The sequence below is a fragment of the Candidatus Phycosocius bacilliformis genome, from assembly GCF_003112735.1.
In the GTDB taxonomy this organism is placed as follows: Bacteria; Pseudomonadota; Alphaproteobacteria; order Caulobacterales; family Aquidulcibacteraceae; genus Aquidulcibacter; species Aquidulcibacter bacilliformis.
Genome location: NZ_BFBR01000011.1, coordinates 1 through 23789 on the forward strand (window position 1 = coordinate 1; position 23789 = coordinate 23789).

The following is a 23789-nucleotide window of genomic DNA, read 5'->3' on the forward strand; positions in this document are numbered from 1 at the left end:
TCGCAGCGGTTTGAGGCGCTATCTACTGCTGTCACAGGCCAAGCCCGGCCCTTTTACTTTGCCCCAGCCCCTGTGCCCATCGGCCGCTGGTTGCGGCGTTTGGACTTGCTGCAGGCCATCGCCACCGACCCCCACGCCAAAGCCAAGCGCTTGGCCTTCTCTCTCGCACGTCGCCGACCCGGCCCCATGCTCGCCCCTGAAGAGCGACCCCGCATCATGGCCCGACGTGGCCATGAAATCAGCGCCACCTTCGATGCCATGGGCTTTCAAATCACCCAGAAGAGCCGAAGTCGTCCCCCGCCCTTACCCCCGCCGCGCCGCTGGCCAGTACCGATGATCACCTTATTATAGCTGTGACCCTGCTTTGATGTGCAAGCGGGGGTGGGGGTTTTGGGAACCCAGCGACCTCAACAGGATTTCTCAATATGCGGACTTGCGACAAAAGCCTTTCACCCCGAAGCCACCTGGCACGAAAACCTGTGGTGTTCGACGCTTAAGACCCCAGAGCGTTGCAGCGGCTATTTCGCGATCATCGCTCAAGCGGCCAGGCTTGGGCGGAACATCATAAGCGACCAACATGCTGTGGGGAGACTGCTGTGAGTTAAGCTGCTTTCCGGTATGCCAATGGCGCTTAGCCGCCTGTGTTGCCGACCACATTGGACGACGGGGATCAGGCATCCACGCCGCTGCAGAAACGAATAAGACATGGACGCCACCCGTTTCGACACCCTCATCACCCCATGCGGCCTCGGCCAGTTCCAGCGCGCCGACCTGGGTTGCCCACAGGCGGTTGAGTGCGTCTTGTTCGGCCGCCGGTTCTTCCATCAGATTGGCGCAGTGAAAGATCAATCCAATCGGGCCAAACATGTCGCGGGCCGTTTGGTGGACGTTCATCCACATGGCGGCATCGGTCACATCAAGGCCAAGGGCCACACCGCCGCAGCGGGCCGCTGCCTCACGGCCTTTGACCATGTCACAATCGCCGACCAGCACTTTACACCCTCGGGCTGCCAATGCCTGACAGAGACTTTGTCCAAAGCGACCGCCACCCCCGGTTACAAGGGCAATTCGTTCAGCAATATCGGGGTTCTTCATCCGGTTTTGGATTTCAGCCAAAAGCCGATCATCAACAAAATGACGGCGATAAATTGCACGACCACGCGCAACCGCATCAGCTGGTTTGATCGTGACCGCGCCTTTTCCCCGGTTACAGCTAAATTGGCGATACCGATCACCAATATCACCAACACAATGGCAATGGCGACAAAGATCGCGATGTTCAGAGGTCCAATCGTCATGGAAATCCTATAGGCCTGCCGATGACCGGCTGCAATCATGCCGCGCGGTGGGATTATCGGCTTCGTGTCAAAGCCAGAAGGACGGCTGCACTCGAGGGCCTACCGGCATAGCCGGCCCCCGGGACAACACCGATGGTCAAGACGCCCGATTGCCACCGCACACTCGGCTGATCAAAGCTGCGCTGAACGCGGATGAGTTTCACCTTGCGTTCTGGCCGACCAAAATAGCCGCGTGGAGCCCGTGACATGCCTTGAGCTGCCCGCTCTAGCGCCTCATGCACCAAAGCAGGTGGCAATCCGCCTGAGGCTTCAACCCGGATGCTGCGGCTGGAAAAGCGGTCAAACCAGCGCAGCGCCTTTTGGAGCGTCGCTTGCAAGGTGCCTTCGCTGCGGGACGGGGCAGGCAAACTTTTGGCCTTGCCCTGACTGGCGGCAAGCCCGCCATTGGTACCTAAAGGCCCATAAACTGTTACACCGCCCAATGTGGTAATTCGGACAATGACTTCACCAATATCATTGCGCAGAAACTCATCCCCACGTGGTCCCCAGCTGGAGGTGAGCGCCCAGACTTCCGGATCACCGTCAAATTGCAGCAACACGACACGCGGCTGGGAGCGATCGAGCACAAACCGCAAATTATTTGGTCCAGCAGCAAAGGCGACAGCTTGGGGAGCTGCTGCGTTGGGGCTTTCGAACATATCATTGAAGGTTAGTTCTTGGCCCCGCTTGGCCGACTGGGCACAGGCCGGACTGGCTAAAGCAAGTGAGAGGGTCAAACAGCCGCAGGCCAGCCCCATGAGACAGTCATTCCAGCCCCTTTGCTGTCTCGCATACCGGCTTTGACCAAGATCGCACATGTCCACCATACTCACATTATGGACGTAGAATCGGGCAATATAGAGACAAAATGTCTATGAAACGCAGCACTATTTCTCGCAAAAAGGGAAATCACATGATCGAAGGGAATTATTCTGCAGCTTCTTGGCCGCGCCCCTCATAATGCGCCCCTTCATCCATCAAATCGGGCAAACCCAACAACTCATTGATTTGTTTGAAATCAAGCATACGATCACGAAAGAGCGCGGTCGTGCCATTGGCCTTTAGCGACTGTAGGAATTGTTGGGCGATAAAGGCATGTACCCGCACCATAGATCCCGGTGCGATCACCAAACGATAGCCCATATCGGATAATTGATCGCAGGTGAGCAGCGGCGTCTTGCCGCCTTCGACCATATTGGCCAGCAAGGGAGTGCCCGGAAATGCGCGGCAAATGGCCTGCATCTGATCGAGTGACTGAGGCGCTTCAACAAACAATATGTCAGCCCCAGCCAGACGATATTGTTCCGCCCGCTCAAGGGCCCGCTCAAAGCCTTCCACGGCGATGGCGTCGGTTCGCGCGATCACCAAAGTCTCAGTTTTACTGCGTGCATCCACCGCTGCCTTGATCTTTCCGACCATGTCAGAAGCCGCCACCAATTCCTTGCCGGATAAATGGCCGCAGCGTTTGGGCGATGTTTGATCTTCTAATTGCAGGGCATTGGCTCCCATGCGTTCGAATAGCCGTACAGTATGCTTGACGTTGAGTGCATTGCCAAAACCGGTGTCAGCATCAACGATCAGCGGAATGCTGACACGGTCGCGAACCCGGGCAATTGTGTCGGCAACTTGAGTCGCGGTCACCAAGCCAATATCCGGTCGCCCCAATTGTGTGTAGGCGATGGATGCTCCGGACATATAGATGGCTTCAAAGCCTGCTTGCTCGACCAAAAGCGCGCTAATGGCATCATAGGCACCCGGTGCCAGAAGGGCTTTGTTCTGGCTGAGCCGCGCAAGCAGATTAAAGGTCGTCATGCTCGATCCTCATGATGCACGTCGTGACTTCAGATGGGCGATCAACCCACCGGCGCGAACCATGCTCATCAAATGGTCCGGTATTGGCTTGCAGGTCAACACATCGCCCCGCGTTGTATTGGTAATCTTGCCCAAACTGACATCAACCAGCAACCGGTCCTGCTCATTGATGCGATGGGCCTCGGAGCAGAATAGGGCTGGCAAGCCCAAATTTAAGGCATTGCGATAGAAAATGCGGGCAAAGCTTGGCGCGATTACCGCCCCGACACCCAAGAGCTTCAGGCTAACAGCCGCTTGTTCGCGTGATGAACCCAAGCCAAAATTCGCCCCGGCCACCAAAAAATCGCCAGGCTGAACGCGGGTTGCAAAGTCCGGTGCGATGGCTTCCAAACAATGGCGGGCGAGTTCGTCTGCTGGCAGCTTCATCAAATGGCCCGGTGCCAGAAGGTCGGTGTCAATATTGTCGCCAAACACAAAGGCCCGGCCTTGCAAAATGGCTGAGGTCATGCCGCCACCTCTGTGCCATGGTCAATTCGACGGGGGTCAGTAATCCGTCCGGTCAATGCGCTGGCCGCCACCGTGTAGGGAGAACCCAGATAGACAAAGGCTTCCCCATGCCCCATGCGGCCCTTGAAATTGCGATTGGTGGTGGAAATGCACACCTCGCCTTCAGCCAACAGACCAGCCCCCATACCCGCACACGCCCCACAGCCGGACGGCAATAATGTGGCACCCGCTGCCATTAGACTGGCCAAAGTGCCATCGCTGGCGGCTTGTTCGGTCACGCGGGAGCTGGCTGGAGCCACAAGCAGACGAACACCTTTGGCGATTTTTCGGCCCTTCAAGATGCGGGCTGCCATGTGCAGGTCTTCAAGCTTCGCCCCAACACAGGCACCAATATAGGCTTGATGAATCTCTTGGCCGACAACCTCCTCAATTGCGCCGCTGTTGGCGGGAGAATGAGGTCGGGCAATTTGGGGAGACAATGTGGCCAGGTCGAGCTGGACCCGGCGCTCATAGGTTGCATCCAGATCTGGCTGCCAGACAAGGTCCGCTTGCGAAATTGTACCGCCATGGGCACGAATATGGGCTAAAGTCGTGGCGTCAGCAGCGATTAAACCAACTTCCCCACCCAATTCGGCCGCCATATTGGACAAGACCATCCGCTCATCCATGCTCATAGAGGTGACACCAGAACCACCATATTCAATCGCTTTGAAGGCATTATCCATGCCCAGTGTCCGGCAAAGATAAAGCATGATGTCCTTGGCGGAGACAAAGTTTGGCAAGCGGCCTTCAAGCTCGACCCGAATGGTTTCCGGCACGATGGTCCAAGTTTGACCCGTGACGACGATCCCCAGCATGTCGGTTGCCCCAAAGCCTGCCGCATAACAGCCAAAGGCTCCGGCGTGGGGTGTATGACTATCGCCGCCGGCCACAAAAATGCCGGGCTTCAGCAGGCCTTTCTCGGGCATGATGGCGTGGCAAATACCTTCCATATCAAAAAAGTGGTCAATCTGATGGGCTGCGGCAAAATCACGAGTCAGCTTCAGAATGGCTGCACTTTCCCCATCCACCGCCGGGACGTAATGATCAGAGACAATGACCACGCGGCTGGGGTCCCAGATTGCTGCACCCAAGGCCTCTAAATGCGGCTTCCAGCGGCGGGGTCCACTGGAATCATGGGCCATGGCCAGATCGACATTGACCACGACAATATCACCCGGTTGTACATGTGCCTGACCCGAAGCCCGGGCCAGCAGCTTTTGCGCCAAGGTCATGCCTTGGCCTTTGCCGCATGATTCCGAAGGTGGATGTGCAGGGTCGGACATAAGCGTGCCAGCATCCTGTCTTGCTAAATGATCTATCTTTATATCAAATATCGGTGAGGCCTTGGCAAGGCTGGGACACATTGGCGGAGAGCATTGGTTCTGCCAATCCCGGACTTGAAAAATCGTGACCGCCCAAGAAGATCAACGGATCTTTTCAGCCGGAGAGGAGATGCACCATGTCCGAGCCCCCGACAATCCCCCGCCAAACCCAGCCCACTTTCCTCTTTGTTTGCAAAGACGGTCCGATGGCCAAAGAGATGCGATTAACCCACCTCGAAGGTCATTTGCGCCATGTTGAAAAGCACTGGCGATCTTATGTAACGGCGGGTCCATTAAAGGCACCGGGCAGCCCGGTCATTCATGGTTCTTGCCTTATTGTTTGTGCCGATGATGTCGACCAAGCGTGGGAAATCATGAACGGCGACCCCTATTTTACCTGTGGCATGTTTGAAACGGTTGAGGTTCATGACATGACCATGTCGATTGGTCGTTATCCGGGCGGCAAGATCTGGGAAAGTCTTGAGTCAGTCCGTCAACGTGCCAATGGCGGCTAATCAGCGAATTACTTCAGTTTTGGACCCCACGGGGGCTTTTCATTTTGAGTTGTCAGGCTAGGTTCAGCCAATGGATAGCAATATAGCCGCATCACAAGAAACGGGTTCTGACCTCAGGGCCGCCATGGTCGATGCCAGTTTGCCGACACCGCTTTATCATCAATTATTCCTCATCCTGCGTGAGCGGATCAGGTCGGGTGCCTTTCCGCTGGGCGCGGTACTGCCCGGTGAGCAGGACCTGACGCAGGTGTTCAATGTCTCGCGCATTACCGTCAAGCGCGCCTTGAATGAATTAGCCGCTGCAGGATTGGTGTCGCGCCACCGCGGTCGTGGCACGGTGGTGACTTATAATGCCACCGTTCCAGTGGTGAAGGGCAGTTTCGACAATCTGATGGAAGCCCTGAAAGTTATGGGCCTTTCCACTGAAGTTGAGCTGATTGATGTGGCGCAAGTCGCTGCCTCTGCCGAGATTGCTGAATTGCTGGGCCTACCGAGCGGTGTGCCGGTGCAACGTGCGACTCGGGTCCGCAAGTTGGAGGGTGAGCCCTTCTCTTATATTGTCACCCACTTGCCGATCGACATTGCTGGAAAGTTTGACGCCAAGGCCTTGGCCCATACCCCCTTGCTCGACCTCTTGGAGAAGGCGGGCTTTGTCGCAGTGTCTGCCGAACAATGGATCACGGCCTGCAGTGCCGAGCCCGCCACAGCCCAGGCGCTTAAAATCGCGACAGGCTCCCCTTTACTCAAGATCGTGCGGGTGATGAAGGATGCAGATTCCGCACCCATCGAAGTCGTTCAGGGTTTTTATCGCCCTGAACGCTTCCAATATCATATGAATCTGACCCGCCAGCGCAAAGCGGGCCGGGATGAATGGCGTTAAGCCCTCATCTGCCGATCAGGGCTCTAAACGATAGCCGCCGCCTTCTGTGATCAAAAGGCCATTGCGGGTCGAAGCCGGCTCGATCTTTTGCCGCAGACGATAGATGTGGGTTTCCAAGGTGTGCGTCGTCACGGCGGCATTATAGCCCCAGACTTCCCGCAACAATTCATCGCGCGGCACTGCCTTGGCACCAGAACGATAGAGATAGCGCAGAATTGCAGCTTCTTTATCCGTCAGCCGGATGCGCTTGCCGCTGGCATCGGTCAATGTACGATTGGCAGGCTTGAAATCATAGGGGCCGATCTTGAGTGTTGCGACATCGGTTTGATCATGGCTGCGCAAATGGGCGCGAACACGGGCCAGCAATACGGCAAAGCGAAATGGCTTTGTGACATAGTCATTCGCTCCAGCGTCCAGACCCAAGACGGTGTCTGAATCAGTAGACTGACCGGTCAGCATGATGATTGGACCGGCAAAACCGCCAGTGCGGATGGCTTTACAGGCTTCCCGCCCATCAAGGTCCGGCAAATCAATATCCAACAGGATAAGGTCAGGTCCCTGACTGCGGGCTGCATTGACGCCGCTGGCGGCGTCCTGCGCCATCAAAATATCGAATTCCCCCGTCAGCTCGAACTGCTCGGCCAGCGTGGTGCGAAGGTCATGGTCGTCATCGACCAAAAGAAGGGTGCGCTTGCGTGACATGCCCCCTACATGGTTGCTCTCTATTGTGCGATACAAGGGGGTAGACCATCACAGTGTGTTGATCAGGAGACGTTTATGCAGGTTTTTACAGCCTCTTCTCAAGGATGGCTAACCTACGGACACGTAAAGCTACGCTGCGCGATTGGAAAAGGCGGGACGAAGCTGCCGACCGACAAACGCGAGGGGGATGGGGCAAGTCCATTGGGCACCTGGCCAATCCGGTCTGTGATGTGGCGATCAGATCGTGGACCCAAGCCTGATGGCGGCTTTGAGGCCATCGCCATCAAGCCTGACGATGGCTGGTGTGATGCCTCAGACGACCCGAATTATAATCGCCCTGTGACGCACCCCTATCCAGCCAGTGCCGAGCATTTGTGGCGTGACGACGGACTTTACAACATCATCGTCGTCTTGGGGCATAATGATGATCCGGTGGTTCCGGCCATGGGGTCAGCTATTTTCATGCATTGCGCATCGGAAGATTATCAGCCGACTGCGGGCTGTGTGGCGTTGGCGGAGGCGGACTTGCGGGCGCTCTTGGCAGTGGCCCGCCCCGGTGACGCGGTGGCCTTCACCGACTAGTCAGCCTGTATTTGGGCAATGTTTCTGGCGAAAGCTGCGCAAGTGTTGCCGGATTGCTCTTGCATCGAGGCGCTGTTTGGCGTTTTAGCCTGCCCCTATGCATGAAGAAGCCGCCCACCTGAGTCAGGATGTCCTGACCCGCTCCCCCGATGTTGTCGCAGGGGCCACAGATGCCGCGCAAGCCGATGCTGCGGGCAAGACGCTGTTCATCCAGACCTATGGCTGCCAGATGAATGTCTATGACAGCGAACGCATGGCCGATGTGTTGCGTCCGCTGGGCTATCGCCAAGTTGACCGACCCGACACGGCCAATCTGGTCGTGCTTAATACATGCCACATTCGCGAAAAGGCGACCGAAAAAGTCTATTCTGAGATCGGTCGGCTCAAGGCGCACAAAGATGTCATGGCCCAAAAGGGCGATCACATGACGATTGCAATTGCTGGCTGCGTTGCCCAAGCCGAAGGCGAAGAGATTATGCGCCGGGCCCCGGCCGTTGATCTGGTGGTCGGTCCGCAAGCCTATCATAAACTGCCTGAATTGATTGCACGCGCGGCGCGCGCCAGTGGTGAGCGGCTGGAGACCAGTTTTGAGGCGGTTGAAAAGTTTGACGCCCTGCCGACCGCCCGCGCGCCCGAAGGCCCGTCGGCCTTCCTGTCGGTTCAAGAGGGCTGCGACAAATTCTGCACATTCTGCGTGGTTCCCTATACGCGGGGGGCGGAATATTCCCGCAATGTGGATTCCATCATTGCTGAAGCCCGCGGTCTGGCCCGGCAAGGCGTCCGCGAGATCACGCTTCTGGGTCAAAATGTGAATGCCTATCACGGCCAAGGGCCACAGTTGGAAGGTTCCAACACATGGTCTTTGGCGCAATTGGTGCGTCATTTGGCCAAGATCGGTGGGATTGAGCGGATCCGCTACACGACTTCCCACCCGTGCGACATGGGCGATGATCTGATTGCCGCCCATGGCGAGGTGCCCGAACTTATGCCCTATCTGCATCTGCCCGTGCAGTCTGGGTCCAACAAAATCCTCAAAGCGATGAATCGCAAGCATTCGGTTGAAAGCTATCTCGAGACGTTGGCCAAGGTGCGCCAAGCCCGGCCGGACATTGCTTTGGCATCTGATTTCATTGTGGGTTTTCCTGGCGAGACGGAACAGGATTTTGAAGACACCATGGAACTGGTGCGCGCGGTTGGCTATGCTGGGGCCTTCAGTTTCAAATATTCCCGACGTCCGGGTACGCCGGCGGCTGAAATGTATGGCCAGGTCGACCCAGAGGTCGCCGATGATCGTCTTCAGCGTCTACAAGCCCTAATCCTTGACCAGCAGCGGGCGTTCAATACGTCCAAGGTCGGGCAAACGTTCGATGTGTTGTTTACCGGCAAAGGCCGCAACGAGGGCCAAATTCTCGGGCGCAGTCCGTGGCTGCAATCGGTCCATGTGCAGGGCCCTGAGGCGCTGATTGGTCAATTGCATCGTGTCCGCATCATTGCCACAGCCTCAAATTCCCTGACTGGGGAATTGGTGATCTCGTCTTGACCCGCCGCCGGAAGGCTGAAGAAGGCCGTGTGGCCTTGATTAATGCGGGCCTTGTTCCGTTGGTGGCTGGGCCTGCCCACCGTAATCTGACGTTGGTGGAAGAGGCTTTTGGCGTGGATATCACTGCCCAAGGCGGCGACATTCTGATCCATGGCGACGACCCGGTTTCGATCCAGCATGCCCATGAAGCATTGCAGGCTTTGATCGAAAAGGCGGAAGCCGGCGGTGCTTTGTCTCTGCCGGATGTGCGATCAGCCATCACCTTTGTGCGGGCCGGAACGCGCGCGCGCAGCGGTGCCCTGGCACTGCCCGGTCGGCGCGCCGACATCAAGCCGCGCACGCCCACGCAAGCCATCTATTTGGATGCGCTGATGGGGGGTGAGTTTGACCTTGTTTTCGGGGTCGGCCCGGCAGGCACTGGCAAGACTTTTCTGGCTGTGGCGGTCGGGGTTGCCATGTTGCTCGAAGGGCGTGTTTCACGCGTTGTGGTGACCCGGCCTGCGGTGGAAGCTGGCGAGCGGCTCGGCTTCCTGCCGGGTGATCTGGAAGAAAAAGTGGACCCCTATCTCCAGCCGATTTGGGATGCTTTCAAAATGCTTCTGGGCGCAGCCCAACTTGAACGGCGCAAAGCTGCGGGGGAAATCGAGGTCGCACCACTGGCTTTCATGCGGGGCCGCACATTGTCTGACGCTTTTGTGATCGTCGATGAAGCGCAGAACACCACGCGCATGCAGATGAAAATGTTGCTGACCAGACTGGGCGAGGGATCGCGCATGGCTGTCAATGGCGATCCGAGCCAGATCGACTTGCCGCGTGCGGCAGAGTCTGGTTTGCCCCATGCCTTGCGCATCTTGCGCCGGGTTGAGGGGATGAAGACTGTGCATTTCAGCGCCGAAGACGTCGTTCGCCACCCACTCGTCGGCCGGATTGTGGCCGCGTATGAACGCGACAGCGATGGGCCGACGCCAGAAAGGGCGGAAAAACCTGTGTTATCTCAAGTCAGTTTTGCGGCTGAAACCCAAGTTGACTCAGATGGCTGGGCCGGGGTGTTTGGCTCTGACATTGCCAATGAGGTACAAAACATTGTGACGGCGGTGGCTGGCTTTTTTGAGCCTTCCGTTCAGTCAGTGGCGGTACTCTTGACTGATGATGCACGGGTTCAGGCCCTCAATGCACAGTGGCGGCAACAGGATAAGCCGACCAATGTCCTGTCGTTCCCGGCAGCTGAAAGTCTCAGTGATATATCCCTCGCTGGTGAAATCGGGCTTGGTGATATTGCCTTGGCCTATGAGACCTGTGCCCGTGAAGCCGCCGAACAGGGCAAAAGCTTGAAACATCACGCCACCCACCTGCTTGTGCATGGCCTATTACATCTTTTAGGATATGATCATGAAGCCGATGATGATGCGGCAGAGATGGAAGGCTTAGAGAGAGAGATTTTGGCAAGCCTAGGCATTGCCGATCCCTACCAAACCCATGACTGACGACCCCTCCAGTAGTAGCAACACCAAAAAGCCCAGTCTCTGGAAACGGTGGACGCAGAAATTGCGTCGCCAAAACGCCTATGCAGGGCTTGATCCGGCCGAACTTTTACGTGAACGCGCTCAATCGGGTGAAACGATTGAACGCAATCAGAAAGACATGATCGTTAAGGCTGCCAGCTTTGACCGCTTGTCCGTAAATGATGTGATGGTACCCCGCGCGGATATCACGGCGGTAGATATCGACATGACCTTGGGCGAAGTTGCCCGCATGTTCGAAATTCATCAGCACTCGCGCATGCCAGTCTATGCCGAAAATCTCGACACACCTCTTGGCTTTGTCCATGTCAAAGACATCTTGGCACTGCTGATTCCCGATGAGGCAGGTCAGATCAAAGCCAAGCTCGACGATCTTGTCCTGCCGCGCCTCAAGCGTGACCTTCTCTATGTGCCGATCTCGATGAAACTGCCCAATCTGCTTTTGCAGATGCGGGCTAAGCGCTGTCACATGGCGCTGGTGATCGATGAATATGGCGGAACCGATGGCTTGGTGACCATTGAAGATCTGGTTGAAGAAATTATTGGCGATATCGATGACGAACATGATGATCTGGATCAAGATTTGATCGTTGATACCGGCAATGGCGTCTGGGAAGCCGATGCACGGGTAGAGCTAGACGAGTTTTCTGAGCGCGCCGGCGTCGACCTGACGTTGGAGGACATGGAAGACGATATCGATACATTGGGCGGTCTAGTGTTCGCTTTGGCTGGACGTGTTCCCCCGCGCGGCGAGATTTTACATCATCCTACCGGATTCGATCTTGAAGTGATTGATGCCGATCCCCGCCGCATCAAGCGCGTCCGCATCCGTTCGGCAATGGCGGTGGAAGCCGCTAACCCGTCACAGGCCCCGACGGCGTGACGACGCAGCCTAACGCCCAACCTTTCTGGCTGTCTGGTCTCATCAGTACCGGATTGGGGGCGTTGGCCGTATTGGGCCATGCACCTTTCCATATTTGGCCCGCCTTTGCCTTCGCTTTGTGTGGACTTATCCTGCTTCTGGACGGGGCTTTTCTGAGCGCGCGCCCTAAGCGATCCGCCTTTTGGCGGGCTTGGGCTTGGGGATTTGGCTATTTCTTGGCCGGCATGTTCTGGGTCGGCAATGCTTTTCTGGTTGATGCGGAGAAGTTTGCCACTTTGATGCCGTTTGCGGTCGCGGCTTTGCCAGCAGGCTTAGCATTGTTCTGGGGGCTCGCTGGGCTGGTTGCTGCTCGGTTTTGGAGTTCCGGCCTCTCACGTCTGATTGTTTTTGCCACGTGCGTAGCAGCCGTCGAATATGCGCGTGGCCATGTGTTTACCGGCCTACCTTGGAATTTGCCGGCCTATATCTGGAAGCCGGGCGGGGCCATTAGCCAGGTGGCAGCCTTGATTGGTCCTTATGGTCTCACGCTCATAAGCTTGTTTGTCTTGAGCTTGCCATTGATATTGATCAGCACCGCGACGGTACGTGCCCAAGCGGCTTATGGTGGCGTGGGTCTTGTCCTCATTCTGGCGTGCTTTGGCTATGGTGCCTTGAAACTTCAGGCCGAAGGCCCGGTTTCCGCGCAAACTGGCACAGGGCCGGTCATCGCTGCCGGACAAGCGGGCTTTTCTCAAAAAGAAGTCTGGGACCCGGCCAATACCACCCGTGTGGTCACCACCTATCTTGATCTCCTCGAAACACCTGACGCCGAAAAGGCTGATATTCTTGTCTGGCCGGAAGGTGCTTTTCCATTTCTCTTGCTCGAAGAGCCTGTCGTTCTCGAGGCAATTCAAGGCCGTTTGGGTGATCGGACGCTTGCCTTAGGTTCCATCCGCCGTGACCTGCTGGCAGGGCAAGCGCGCTACAACAACTCAATCCTTGTTTTTGACGTCGAAGACGGCGGCCTGACCACGCGGGCCGTCTATGACAAATATCACTTGGTTCCTTTTGGTGAATATCTGCCGTTTCGGACAATTTTTGAGAAGTTCGGAATTGCAAGTCTGGTTGCCTATGACGGCGAAATGACACCAGGTGTCGGGCCCGGAACATTGGCCGTGCCAAAGGCACCACTCGCCGATCCCCGCGTCTGTTATGAAATTGTCTTTCCGCACTTTAATCCGAAGGCGACCGACCAAGCGGCTTGGATTCTCAATGTATCGGTGGACGCTTGGTATGGTGATCTTTTGGGGCCAGATCAGCATTATGCGCAAGCTCGCTATCGGGCGATTGAGACGGGTATGCCGGTTGTGCGCGCGGCGAGTGGGGGGTGGTCAGCCATTGTGGACCGCCTTGGTCGTCCGGTTGCCGAGCATCGCACCGGTGCGGGCTATGCCACTGCCAGGTTGCCCGCTTTCAAAGGTTCCAGCCCTTACGCGCGTATCGGGGATTGGGCTTTCTTGATTTTATGTGTTGGTTTTGGCGTTTTCGCTCTGTGGTCGCACAAACGCCATTGACAGCCGATGATCTTGATTCAAATATTGGTTGAATTCCAATTATGAGCTATGTCAAATCATCGTCGTTCCACCTCCGTAGATGCATATGTCGGCTGCCGTCTTAAGCAGAGGCGGGAAGATCTTGGTTTGAGCCAAGAGAAATTGGCCGAGTTGCTCGGACTATCATTCCAGCAAGTTCAGAAATATGAGCGCGGTTTGAACAGGGTTGGGGCCAGCCGCCTGTTTCAATTGTGCAATATTTTGCGCGTCGAACCGTCTTTCTTCTTTGATGGGCTTGGACTCGAGCCTAGCCCCGGCGTGACTGAAGCCCCATCCGACAGCGAAACTTTGTCGACCGCGAACCTCTTGGCAACACCTGGCGCGCTTGAATTGCTCGCCGACTATAGTCGTCTCGGCTCACAGGCCAAACGGCGCAAAGTGCTCGAACTCATCAAACTTCTGGCAGATGATGAATAGGGGAAAGGCTGGCAGCGGCAGGGCTTGATCCTGATATTCCTGCTGGTGGCACGATGTCTGAAAAGGCATAAGCAGCCCATGCAAAAGCCAGATTTTTCCGCCCCAAAAGCCTATGGTCCTCTGCGTTCGTTCGGACGGGTGCGAGGGCGGGCCTTGTCTGACCGGCAAACCCAATTGTTTGACACACTATTCCCAACCTTGGCCATTCCTGCCGAGCCTGACAGCCCGCTTGATCCACGTGACTGGATGGCTGACGCCCAGGCGATTGAATTTGAAATTGGTTTTGGTGGGGCAGAGCATTTGATTGGACAAGCAATCCGGCATCCGCACCATCTTTTTCTGGGCGCTGAGCCGTTTCAGGAAGGCGTAGCAAAAGCTTTAGTTGGCATTGAAGATCACGGATTGAACAATGTCCGGCTGCTGGCGTCAGATGCCAGGCCTGTGTTGCAGGCGCTGGTGCCCCACTGCTTGGATAGGCTAACCATCTTGTTTCCCGATCCGTGGCACAAGGCCCGCCATAACAAGCGCCGCTTGATCCAACCGTCATTTCTCGAGGCAGCCCATCGGGCCCTCAAGCCGGGCGGTCAGTTACGCTTTGCCACTGATTGGGCTGATTATGCTGCTTGGACAATCGAGAAGGTTACCCAACACGGCGGCTTTGAATGGCTGGCGGAGACCGCCCATGACTGGCGCACCCCGCCAGATGATCACATTACAACCCGCTATGAAACCAAGAAATTGGGCGATTGTGCACCAATTTTCTTGTTGTTTACCGCCCGCCCGCAGGGGATGTAAGCGACACGAAGACATCTTCGAGATTTGGTTCTTCAATACGGAGGTCGCGAATCTGCACACCTGATCCCATGGCCTGGGTCAGAAGGGCTTCCACGCTTTGCTCTTTCGGCCGATAATGAATCGCCAATGATCCATCCGGACGCAGAACTGTGTCCAGACCATTCAAACCAGCTGGTATTTGCTTCAACGCCTCAACCGGTGTGATCACCACGGCCTTGCGGTCAAGGCGGGTCAAGAGCTTGGCAGTTGGTTCACAGGCAATCAGCTGGCCCTGATCGATAATGGCGATGTTATCGCACAATTCCTGTGCCTCTTCGAGATAATGGGTTGTGAGGACGATTGTGACGCCGCGCTCCTTATTGAGCATGGTGACATAGTCCCACAAGGAGCGACGCAATTCGACGTCAACCCCGGCAGTGGGCTCGTCCAAGATCACGACCGGGGGATTGTGCACCAAAGCCTTGGCAATCAGCAGACGCCGCTTCATGCCTCCCGACAACAAACGCGAATAGGTGTCGCGTTTGTCGGCCAAGCCAACTGCCTCCAGCAATTCCATTGAACGACGTTCCTTGGGTGGCACACCGTAAAAGCCGGCCTGCAATTCCAAGGTTTCAAACGGCGTAAAGAAGGCATCAAAGCTGATTTCTTGCGGAACGATGCCAATGGCGGCCTTTGCTGCCCGATGATCCTTATCAATATCGGTATCCCAGATGCGCACCACGCCGGACGTCTTGATGACGAGACCAGCCAGAATATTGATGAATGTCGACTTTCCTGCACCATTGGGACCCAGCAACCCAAAAATTGAGCCTTTGGGAATGGCCAGATCCAACCCTTTTAGCGCATGCTTTTCTGGAGACTTTCCACTGGCGGCATAGATTTTTTGAAGCCCGCGGGCTTCGATCGCATAGGGAGTCTGGCTCATGAATTCTGCCTTGGCGGACACGTTGACGGACAGGGTCGTTGGGCACTAATTACGTCGCTCTAAAGCCCGTAGCAATCACGCTGCTGTGAGAGATGTCGACGAATGTCTGTAGCCACCACGTCAAAGCCTCGCCAACCGATCGAAACCATTTATGTCGACGGCCATCGTGTCGCCTGTGATGGCGGTGGCGGTGCACTTGGCCATCCCAAAGTCTGGTACGAAATGGGCGATGATGGCGAGGTTGAGTGCCTATATTGCGGTCGGGTCTATGTCAGCAGGTCGCAGGCGGGGGATTCGCACGACGCTTAACGTGCCGCCACAGCACCTGGACCCTTTCCGCCATTCATGTTCTGATATTGAATGTAAGCCGGGGTCAGGATCACAATAAACAAGACCGGCAAGAAGAAGACAATCATCGGCACCGTCAATTTGGCGGGCAGCGCAGCAGCCTTTTTTTCGGCTTCGGTCATCCTCAGTTCGCGATTTTCCTTCGCCATCACGCGCAAGGCCGCACCCAACGGTGTGCCGTAACGCTCAGCCTGAATCAGGGCTGTCGCCACGCCCTTTACCCCGGGGTGATTGGTGCGTTTGGCAAGGTTTTCATACGCCACACGACGATCTTGCAGATAAGACAATTCGGCGGTGGTCAGGCCTAATTCCTCAGCCAGTTCGATTGAGGACGTGCCAATTTCCTGACCCACCCGCTGGAACGCCCCTTCGATCGACATGCCCGACTCCACGCAGATCAGCAACAGGTCGAGCGCATCTGGAAAGGCGCGCATAATGGATTGCCGCCGCTTTGTGGCGATATTCTTCACAATCAGATTGGGCAGATAAAAGCCAGCAGCACAGGCCCCCACGGCGACAATGAGGCGCATATTGCTCGACATATCTTTGCCAAAGAAGGTCACATAGCTCAATGCAAGCAGGAAGAAGGTGATCGGGGTGGCAAATCGGGCAAAATAGAAAACCGAGACGGGTCCGGGTCCGCGCAGACCGGCTTCCATCAGATTTTGCGTCACATTGGGATCTTCCAGCAGTTTTTGCAGGTTCAAGGCGTCCACAATGGACTTCCAGGGCCCCTTTGCCTTCTGCCGCAAGGTCCCGCGCTCGGCTTGTTCTTGGGCGATGGTGGCACGGTTGCGACGGCGCATCGCTTCGCGGTCAGCTGCAACCGCTTTCATGCGTGCAGACAAATTGTCGGTTTTCCACAAAGGTTGGGCAACCGTCAGGGCCGTGATCAAAAGGCCAACAGCCAAAATGACAGACCCCACCAGATTGGGGTCTGTGGCCATTTTGGCAAATTCCTTGATCTCTTCAAACATGCCCTTGTCCTAAATGTCGAAGTTGATCATCTGGCGCATCACCAAGATACCGGACGTCATCATCAAAAATGCTGCCCCGAGACCGAAATGACCGGTCGGATCTTTGAACAATAGACCCATATATGCGGGGCTGGTCACCGAAATGATGCCGCACACGATGATCGGTAGGGCCCCGATGATCATGGCCGAGGCCTTGGCTTCCGAGGATAGTGCGTTGATTTTTTCGCGCATCAGTTTGCGGGAACGCAGGATCAAGGACAAATTGCCCAGTGCTTCGGACAAATTGCCCCCTGCTTTGAGTTGAATCGACAGCACAATGGTGAAGAAGCTAACTTCCGGCAGGGGCATTCGTTCGAACAATTTGTTCATGCACTGATCGACTGGTACACCCATGGATTGGGCGTCGCAGATCCGGCGGAACTCCCCAGACAGCGGCTCTGGTGCTTCACGCGCAATAATCTTCAGGCATTCAACCAGCGGCAAGCCAGATTTCACCCCGCGCACAATCACATCGATTGCATTGGCGAATTCAGCGATGAATTTCTTCTGACGCCGTCCGACCAAAAACCCCAAAATCCAACGCGGCAGGCCTAAACCCAGAACGACCCCGGCCCCCAACGCATACATGGGCTTTTGGCCTGCGATCAGCACGCCAGCCGCCGCAGCAAGGCCAAGGCCGACCGAAATCATCCAGAAGGTCTTTTCTTCCATGGTCAGGCCAGCCTGCTCAATGCGCGCGGCCACGGATAAACGCGCACGCCGGAGCTGGCGCTCGCGCATTTCAATGTCTTTCAGATTGACCAAAAGCTTTTTGCGGCGGCTATCTTCACTGTCGGCACCCCGACGCTTCACTGCGGCCGGCTTTTGTTGGGCAACCGACTTGATACGCTTTTGAGACTCCTGATTATCGTCGCCTGCAAGTGCGACGCCTACAAGCAGAACCCCTGCAGCAATCAGAATTGGGATGATCGTACCAAGATCCATAGCTTTTACACATCCGCCGCGTCGAGGGCCTCAGCCAATTCCTTTTCGAGGCCGAAATAGCGTGCACGATCCCAGAACTTAGGGCGTGCGATCCCTGTTGATCGGTGCTTGCCGATAATCTTGCCGTTGGCGTCTTCGCCTTCCATCTCAAACACGATCAGATCTTGGGTGATGATCACATCACCTTCCAGCCCCAGAACTTCGGTGACATGGGTGATCTTGCGGGAGCCGTCCCGAAGACGGGCTGCCTGGATCACAACATCGATAGAGCCAACGATCATTTCACGAATGGTTTTGGTGGGCAGAGAGAATCCACCCATGGTGATCATGCTTTCCATCCGCGACAGCCCTTCGCGCGGGCTGTTGGCGTGCAATGTACCCATAGAGCCATCGTGGCCCGTGTTCATGGCCTGCAACAGGTCAAATGCTTCGGGTCCGCGCACTTCGCCCACGATAATCCGTTCAGGTCGCATCCGCAGACAGTTCTTGATCAATTCGCGCATGCTGATCGCGCCTTGACCTTCCAGATTGGGAGGACGGGTTTCCAGCCGGACCACGTGGGGCTGCTGCAATTGCAATTCCGCAGCGTCTTCGCAGGTAATGACCCGTTCGTCCGGGGCGATATAGCCAGTAAGACAATTCAGCAGGGTGGTCTTGCCAGAGCCGGTACCGCCGGAGATCAAGACATTGCATCGGCAGGCGCCGATAATGCCGAGAACCTTGCCAGCCGGTTCTGAGATGGCCCCGAAACCAACAAGATCCTTCAGACGCAGCTTGTCCTTTTTGAATTTCCGGATGGTCAGCGTTGGTCCATCGAGCGCCAAAGGTGGCACAATCACGTTAACCCGCGACCCGTCTGGTAGACGGGCGTCGCATATGGGAGAGCTTTCATCGATTCGACGACCAACCTGGCTAACGATGCGCTGACAAATGTTCATCAGCTGTTGGTTGTCACGGAAACGGATCGGCGTTTTGGTCACCTTTCCGCCGACTTCGATGAACACGCTATTGGCCCCATTGACCATGATGTCAGCAATGTCGTCACGTGCCAGCAAGGGCTCTAGTGGACCATAGCCCAGAACGTCATTGACAATGTCAGCCAGCAATTGCTCTTGCTCGGAGACCGATACGATGACCTGCTTGATTGCTATGATTTCGTTGACGATGTCGCGGATTTCATCACGTGCGGTTTTTTGATCAAGGGCTGCCAATTGGCCCAGGTCGATTGTTTCGATCAGCGCATTGTAGATCGATGCCTTGGTGCGGTAATATTCTTCTGTCCGCCCATCATTACTGGAGGCAACCTGCGGGTTGATCGGGATTGGCGCACGAACTGCTTTGGCAACACGTGCCGGGTCGAGCGATGCAGGTGTGGCACCGCCCGCTGCAGCTGCCGGGGCGGGCGCAGTTACTGGAGCGGGTGCTGGCTTGGGAGGCTCAATCGGAGCCGGCCTTGCCACATTTGCCGCGACTGCACCATCTGCACGTTTACCAAACATTCAGGCCTCACTTCTTGGCTTTTGCCGGCATCAGTTTGGCAAGGAGATTGGCTTTGGTCTTAGGCTGCGGTGCACGCCCGGTGAACAACTGAGCCAGAAAATCCATGCCCTCTGCGCATTTGCTGTTCGGGTTGACGTCGGCCAGCATTTGGCCGTTATTGCTGGCCGTGCCGAACAATTGCGGGTCATAGGGCAGGACCAAAGTTGGCTGCACTCCCAGAGCCTCAGCGAAATCCTTAACCGGGATTTCAGGTCGCTTGGCGACACCAACCATATTGAGAATGACTTTTGGCGGGGTGTCATTGGGGCGACCAACCCGGACCATGTCGAAAATATTCTTGGCATTGCGCAGGCCGGCCAGATCCGGCTGGGCCACAACTACAACTTCGTCTGCAGACAATAGGGTCTGGCGCATCCATTTCGACCAGGTGTGTGGCAGGTCGAGGATGACAAAAGGTACGCCGCGGCGAACCCCCTCAATCACGGTCTCATAGGCTTCTGGTGCAATCTCGAACTCACGGTCCAGCGATGCCGGGGCGGTGAATAAAGTCAAATGATCGGTATGGCGCGTCAACAATCGATCCAGCAGCACATCGTCAACCCGCTCCGGGCTTTCCAATGCGTCGGCAATGCCGGTTGCAGGGTCCGTGTTGAAGTCAAGACCGGTGGTTCCCCACGACAAGTCCAGATCAACCAATGTGGTATTGACGCGGGCATGCTCGGCCATGCACCAAGCAACATTGTGCGCGATGGTAGACGAGCCCGCCCCACCCTTCGCACCGACAAAGGCAATTGTGCGGCCCAAGAACGGCTTGCTGGGATCCACATAAAGATCCGAAATCGTGCGGATCAACTGCAGTGGTTGCAATGGCGGGACAAGATATTCAGATACGCCGCGCCGGATCAGCTCTCGGTACAGGCCAATGTCATTGGAATCCCCGATCAAGATCACTTTGACGCCGGGCTCACAATAAGATGCCAGCTCGTCCAATTGCTGGATCAAGGCGGCTGGCGATGCCAGGCTTTCCACAATGATCAGATTGGGCGAAGGCTGGGCCTGAAAATACTCGATCGCCCCCGCAAGTCCGCCCATCGACACTGTGACATGGGCTTTGGCAATGCGACGGTCGGTCGATGCCGATTGCATCAATTGCGCGGTATCAGGACGCTCGCAGAAAGCCTGTACCGAAATGCGTGGCACAGGTTGATCGCCACCCCGAGCGAGTTCGCCGACATAGGTTTCTTCGAAGGTCGCCGCATCAAAGTCACCAGGTGATGCCGCCGCTGGAATGGATTGCGAGCGGGTAGGCTCGATGAAGTCAAGATCGGCGTCCAGTTCGAAGGGCTCGTCCGCGGATGCAAGCTCTTCCCACATGGGCTTACGCTTTGTGTTCCCGATCATTGGCCACCCCCGCCGCCTGTTGCCACTGCACCACTGACCGTAGGCACGGCACCTTTGCGATGCTGTTCAATTCCATTCTGCAAGCGGGCCGCATCACGCACCGTGTCTCTGCGGTCGCCAAGAAAATCGCCTGGATCTGCAATCATGGCGGCCAGATTGGCATTCTGGGCGCAGCCGAACCGATCAGGCGGCAGGTTAGAAGCTGTTTTGCGCGGGTCGACTTGGCTCCACGGCGTGCAGGTCGTTGCCTTCGCCTCATAGCGACCATACGACACCAAGACCGGGGCATCCCCCGAACCGCTGGCCTGATACGGGCCGCTTACCATGCGGGTGTAATCAACACCGGCGAGGAACAAGATACGCTGCACGTCTTGGGCAACAAAGGCTGCCGATTGGCTGTTGCTGGCGTTGTTAGGCACTGAAATCACGACATTACCACGGCCAAGTCGCACAAAATCCTGTCCAAAAGTACGCAGATCCGCGACTTCTTGCGCCGCTACGCCGGTGGCATTTCCGGGTGCTGATAGGCTTAGGCGCGCTTCGACAGGGATCGCGGTTGGGACGTGTGCATCCAGCATAGTGCGCTTCAGATTGGCTTCTTCAACCCGCTCAGCATCCGTTTGTTCGCGCACAGCTTGGCCGCCGCCGCAGGCCCCAAGAGACATCAGGGCTGCGAACACGGCGGCTTTGATCGCGGTTTTGGCCTGCGGTCTCGACATGAAGTGTCTAGCGAGCTTGTGTGACATCGGCATTTCCTGACTTAATTCAATACATGACCAACTGGACCCCGGTAGCGGCCTTTGGGAAGGCCTTTTGATTCCGGGCGGACCATTCGGTTCATCTTGCCCAGAAGCAGGGCAGAGCTGTCGGGCGCGGGCGCATAACCGTCTGCGGGGGTCTGCAATTGGTCCATCGTGGTCGACTTTACGATGTAGGGGGTCACGATAATGACCAGTTCAGTCTCATTGCTCTGGAAATCGCGCGACCGGAACAAATTGCCCAACACTGGTAGGTCTTTCAGGCCTGGTAGACCTTCAATTGACTGTCGGGTGGATTGTTGGATCAGCCCTGCCATCACCATGGATCGACCCGATGGCAATTCCATCGTGTTTTCCGCACGCCGAACAGACACACCCGGAATCGACAGGCCGCGAATTGTATCGGTTACATTGCCAGCAGCATCGCGGATCAAAGTATCGGCCTGGCGGAATGAGGCTGCCGTTGAAATCTCAGACACTTCGGTCGAGATTTTCAAGGAAATCCTGTCCGGGCTTAGAACGATAGGCGTAAAGCCGAGACCAACCCCGAACGGCTTGAACGACACCGTAACCTTGTTGCCTTCTTGAGCGGTGGGAACAGGGAATTCCCCCCCTGCTAGGAATTTAGCAGGCTCGCCCGAGGTGGCGGTTAAATTGGGTTCAGCCAAAGTACGGGCAAGACCCACACGTTCCAATGCCTGAATATTGCTGTCGGCTCTTTGGTTGGTGACAAGCTCACCGGGGCCATAGGTCACGGTGGTTACGTTTGTTGCAGGGTCGAACTTCGAACTATAGCCGCCAGCGCCGGCAAAGCGGCTAGGGTCCAAAAGGGCGGCGGTGGGGCTGTCGAACGTATAAGATTGTGGCCGGATAAAATTCTGCGCCCAAGTTGAATCAATGGTGGTTCCACCCAGAAATGCGCCATTGACCGCAAAGCCGTTCGCGGTGGCAAACTTCACCCCCCAATCTTCTGGCAGAAGCTGGTTGAGAATGTTGGTTGCAGTCAGGTTCATACCCAATTGCTTGATAACGGACCGTTGCATTTCCACGATCCGAACCCGCAACATGACCTGATCACCGGCCAGAACATTCATCATGTTCAGAACTCTATTGGGATCGCCCGCATATTGACCGGCGATTCTCAGGACACGATCCGACACGCCTGCGTTCGGGACATCGCCAGTAAGAATGATGGAGTCTTGAACTGTATCGATACTGACGCGCGCTTCTGGCACCAAGCGGTCGAGAAGGGCTTCGAGCTCGGAGGTATCGCGTGAGACGCGCACTTCCAACTGAAGGATTTGGCGGCCTTGCGCATCCAAGAAATAGACGTTGGTTTCGCCCATTTTGTTGCCCAAGATAAAGCCGCGCCGACTGGTCCGCATCACCGCGTCCGCAATAGTCGGATCACTGACCACCACATCACGGGCCTCGACCGGCAAATCGATCACACCGGATTTACCCTGCGCCAAATTCAGACGCTGGATATTTGGACCATTGGCCTGGCTGCTGCCAGTCGTTGGTGCCGCAGAAGCCATGCGGTTTTGAGCCAGAGCAGCATCAGGGATCAAGACAGGCAAGCTCGCGGCAACCCATGCCGCGCAAATTGTGCCCATCAGTAAATTATTGAAGCCAGAACGGCAGCCCATCACTGGCCTCCCCGATAGACTTTGACCGGGGTCGGCGCAGGCGGTGGTCCAGCCCCATTGTTTCCCTCGGATGGCGCTGCGGGGGCAGGGTTGGCCGGTGTCGAGACAACACCCTGCACCAAAACCGGCGCCCCGGCCCGCACATAAGTCGGTCCGCTCATGTCCGCATAGCCGCGCAGCATAAGCGACAAGTCACCCAATTTCTGAGCGATCCGCAATTTTTCAGCGTCTGCAGCACTCAATTCGACGGTGGCACTTGTTCCGGTAATGGTCTTCGCATCCTTGTTTGGCTGGATAGCCTGATCGATGGCCAGAACCCGGACATTCTCCATGATTGTTGAAGACACCACGCGTGATTGAGTTTGGCCCTTGGCCATGAACTGAACCTCGCGGGTCAGAACAATATCAACCTTGTCATTGGGCAGAACAAAACCTGCGACGCCAGACTCAGTGGTGACAGGGAATGTAATAGCCCGCATTCCAGGCGTCAGTAAGGCGGCCATTGCACCTGTCTTGTCGCCGACATTTACGATCTTACTCAACAGGATAGGCTCACCGGCCACCATGGCTTGCCGCACAATGCCATTTGTAAAGTCCTTGATGGCATCAGGATTTTTGCTTTGCAGAACAAAGCCCGGTGTTGAGGCGCTAGCGGGTGTATAGGGTGCCCAGCCGAGAGATGCCTCCGAAATGCGCTCGCCCAACTCCATGTCGCGCTTGGCCACCAGAACATTCACGAGTTCAACTTTGGCTTCGCCTGATGGTGCCGGAGCGGTGACTTAAGGGTTGGCAGACTGACTG

General features: G+C 56.2%; 25 protein-coding genes and 1 pseudogene. 11 read left to right on the forward strand and 15 right to left on the reverse strand.

Annotated elements, in window-relative coordinates; genetic code table 11:
- On the forward strand, nucleotides 1-351 hold a 351-nt coding region (locus tag PbB2_RS16150; protein WP_192576362.1), incomplete at its 5' end, for a hypothetical protein.
- 69 nt (nucleotides 352-420) lie between these two features.
- Here the strand turns inward: PbB2_RS16150 and PbB2_RS14330 are convergent.
- From PbB2_RS14330 to PbB2_RS14355, 6 genes are all read right to left on the reverse strand, one after another.
- On the reverse strand, nucleotides 421-1095 hold the full coding sequence (locus tag PbB2_RS14330; RefSeq protein WP_108986074.1) for an SDR family NAD(P)-dependent oxidoreductase: 675 nt from the start codon (nucleotides 1093-1095) through the stop codon (nucleotides 421-423).
- Complete coding sequence (locus PbB2_RS14335; RefSeq protein WP_108986171.1) at nucleotides 1092-1298, reverse strand: twin transmembrane helix small protein; 207 nt, start codon at nucleotides 1296-1298, stop codon at nucleotides 1092-1094. Before PbB2_RS14335 ends, PbB2_RS14330 begins: the two co-directional genes overlap by 4 nt.
- A gap of 53 nt (nucleotides 1299-1351) precedes the next feature.
- A complete protein-coding gene (locus PbB2_RS14340) occupies nucleotides 1352-2074 on the reverse strand; it encodes a DUF4908 domain-containing protein (protein WP_238165034.1) in 723 nt (240 codons plus the stop codon).
- A gap of 190 nt (nucleotides 2075-2264) precedes the next feature.
- On the reverse strand, nucleotides 2265-3149 hold the full coding sequence (locus tag PbB2_RS14345; protein WP_108986076.1) for an isocitrate lyase/PEP mutase family protein: 885 nt from the start codon (nucleotides 3147-3149) through the stop codon (nucleotides 2265-2267).
- Nucleotides 3150-3158: 9 nt separating this feature from the next.
- Nucleotides 3159-3656: a LeuD/DmdB family oxidoreductase small subunit gene (locus PbB2_RS14350; protein ID WP_108986077.1), complete on the reverse strand. Its 498-nt coding sequence runs from the start codon at nucleotides 3654-3656 to the stop codon at nucleotides 3159-3161.
- The gene (locus tag PbB2_RS14355) at nucleotides 3653-4981 is read right to left on the reverse strand and encodes a 3-isopropylmalate dehydratase large subunit (protein WP_108986172.1); all 1329 of its coding nucleotides are present in this window, start codon (nucleotides 4979-4981) and stop codon (nucleotides 3653-3655) included. Before PbB2_RS14355 ends, PbB2_RS14350 begins: the two co-directional genes overlap by 4 nt.
- Nucleotides 4982-5157: 176 nt before the next feature.
- Between PbB2_RS14355 and PbB2_RS14360 the strand changes: the two genes are divergently transcribed.
- Both PbB2_RS14360 and PbB2_RS14365 read left to right on the forward strand, forming a co-directional pair.
- Entirely contained in the window at nucleotides 5158-5535 is a 378-nt protein-coding gene (locus PbB2_RS14360; protein ID WP_108986078.1) for a YciI family protein, read from the forward strand.
- A gap of 70 nt (nucleotides 5536-5605) precedes the next feature.
- Nucleotides 5606-6415, forward strand: coding sequence for a GntR family transcriptional regulator (locus tag PbB2_RS14365; RefSeq protein WP_108986079.1), 810 nt, complete (start codon nucleotides 5606-5608; stop codon nucleotides 6413-6415).
- Between the two features lie 15 nt (nucleotides 6416-6430).
- Here the strand turns inward: PbB2_RS14365 and PbB2_RS14370 are convergent, their stop codons facing one another.
- Nucleotides 6431-7117 carry a response regulator transcription factor gene (locus PbB2_RS14370; protein WP_108986080.1) on the reverse strand — a complete coding sequence of 229 codons (687 nt, stop codon included), beginning with the start codon at nucleotides 7115-7117 and terminating at the stop codon, nucleotides 6431-6433.
- Nucleotides 7118-7192: 75 nt separating this feature from the next.
- Between PbB2_RS14370 and PbB2_RS14375 the strand changes: the two genes are divergently transcribed.
- The 7 genes from PbB2_RS14375 to trmB all read left to right on the forward strand — a co-directional run bounded on the left by PbB2_RS14375 (nucleotide 7193) and on the right by trmB (nucleotide 14446).
- Nucleotides 7193-7699: a L,D-transpeptidase family protein gene (locus PbB2_RS14375; protein WP_108986081.1), complete on the forward strand. Its 507-nt coding sequence runs from the start codon at nucleotides 7193-7195 to the stop codon at nucleotides 7697-7699.
- A 97-nt stretch (nucleotides 7700-7796) separates the two neighbouring features.
- Nucleotides 7797-9239, forward strand: coding sequence for a tRNA (N6-isopentenyl adenosine(37)-C2)-methylthiotransferase MiaB (gene miaB / locus PbB2_RS14380; protein WP_108986082.1), 1443 nt, complete (start codon nucleotides 7797-7799; stop codon nucleotides 9237-9239).
- Nucleotides 9236-10723: an rRNA maturation RNase YbeY gene (gene ybeY / locus PbB2_RS16510; protein ID WP_192576364.1), complete on the forward strand. Its 1488-nt coding sequence runs from the start codon at nucleotides 9236-9238 to the stop codon at nucleotides 10721-10723. The genes miaB and ybeY overlap by 4 nt, the downstream gene beginning before the upstream one ends.
- Entirely contained in the window at nucleotides 10716-11642 is a 927-nt protein-coding gene (locus PbB2_RS14390; RefSeq protein ID WP_108986083.1) for a hemolysin family protein, read from the forward strand. The genes ybeY and PbB2_RS14390 overlap by 8 nt, the downstream gene beginning before the upstream one ends.
- Nucleotides 11639-13195, forward strand: a complete 1557-nt coding sequence (gene lnt, locus PbB2_RS14395) for an apolipoprotein N-acyltransferase (protein ID WP_133245844.1) — start codon at nucleotides 11639-11641, stop codon at nucleotides 13193-13195. Before PbB2_RS14390 ends, lnt begins: the two co-directional genes overlap by 4 nt.
- Before the next feature lie 48 nt (nucleotides 13196-13243).
- Nucleotides 13244-13651 carry a helix-turn-helix domain-containing protein gene (locus tag PbB2_RS14400; protein WP_108986085.1) on the forward strand — a complete coding sequence of 136 codons (408 nt, stop codon included), beginning with the start codon at nucleotides 13244-13246 and terminating at the stop codon, nucleotides 13649-13651.
- A 78-nt stretch (nucleotides 13652-13729) separates the two neighbouring features.
- Nucleotides 13730-14446, forward strand: a complete 717-nt coding sequence (gene trmB / locus PbB2_RS14405; RefSeq protein ID WP_108986086.1) for a tRNA (guanosine(46)-N7)-methyltransferase TrmB — start codon at nucleotides 13730-13732, stop codon at nucleotides 14444-14446.
- Here the strand turns inward: trmB and PbB2_RS14410 are convergent.
- The gene (locus PbB2_RS14410; RefSeq protein WP_108986087.1) at nucleotides 14421-15371 is read right to left on the reverse strand and encodes an ABC transporter ATP-binding protein; all 951 of its coding nucleotides are present in this window, start codon (nucleotides 15369-15371) and stop codon (nucleotides 14421-14423) included. The genes trmB and PbB2_RS14410 overlap by 26 nt on opposite strands.
- Before the next feature lie 102 nt (nucleotides 15372-15473).
- On the opposite strand from PbB2_RS14410, the gene PbB2_RS14415 reads away from it, so the two are divergent.
- The gene (locus tag PbB2_RS14415; RefSeq protein ID WP_108986088.1) at nucleotides 15474-15680 is read left to right on the forward strand and encodes a zinc-finger domain-containing protein; all 207 of its coding nucleotides are present in this window, start codon (nucleotides 15474-15476) and stop codon (nucleotides 15678-15680) included.
- On the opposite strand, the gene PbB2_RS14420 is transcribed toward PbB2_RS14415, so the two are convergent.
- The 7 genes and pseudogenes from PbB2_RS14420 to cpaB form a co-directional block, all read right to left on the reverse strand.
- Nucleotides 15677-16696, reverse strand: coding sequence for a type II secretion system F family protein (locus tag PbB2_RS14420; protein WP_108986089.1), 1020 nt, complete (start codon nucleotides 16694-16696; stop codon nucleotides 15677-15679). The two genes, PbB2_RS14415 and PbB2_RS14420, sit on opposite strands and share 4 nt — an antisense overlap.
- A gap of 9 nt (nucleotides 16697-16705) precedes the next feature.
- Nucleotides 16706-17680, reverse strand: coding sequence for a type II secretion system F family protein (locus tag PbB2_RS14425; protein WP_108986090.1), 975 nt, complete (start codon nucleotides 17678-17680; stop codon nucleotides 16706-16708).
- Nucleotides 17681-17685: 5 nt separating this feature from the next.
- Nucleotides 17686-19179 carry a TadA family conjugal transfer-associated ATPase gene (locus PbB2_RS14430; RefSeq protein ID WP_108986091.1) on the reverse strand — a complete coding sequence of 498 codons (1494 nt, stop codon included), beginning with the start codon at nucleotides 19177-19179 and terminating at the stop codon, nucleotides 17686-17688.
- 7 nt (nucleotides 19180-19186) lie between these two features.
- Entirely contained in the window at nucleotides 19187-20581 is a 1395-nt protein-coding gene (locus tag PbB2_RS14435; protein ID WP_108986092.1) for a CpaE/TadZ family protein, read from the reverse strand.
- Nucleotides 20578-21300: a CpaD family pilus assembly lipoprotein gene (locus PbB2_RS14440; RefSeq protein WP_192576365.1), complete on the reverse strand. Its 723-nt coding sequence runs from the start codon at nucleotides 21298-21300 to the stop codon at nucleotides 20578-20580. The genes PbB2_RS14435 and PbB2_RS14440 overlap by 4 nt, the downstream gene beginning before the upstream one ends.
- Before the next feature lie 41 nt (nucleotides 21301-21341).
- Complete coding sequence (locus tag PbB2_RS14445; RefSeq protein WP_238165035.1) at nucleotides 21342-22988, reverse strand: type II and III secretion system protein family protein; 1647 nt, start codon at nucleotides 22986-22988, stop codon at nucleotides 21342-21344.
- Nucleotides 22988-23734: pseudogene (gene cpaB / locus PbB2_RS14450) on the reverse strand (Flp pilus assembly protein CpaB); the annotation flags it as partial. The gene PbB2_RS14445 and the pseudogene cpaB, both read right to left, overlap by 1 nt.
- Between the last annotated feature and the right edge of the window lie 55 nt (nucleotides 23735-23789).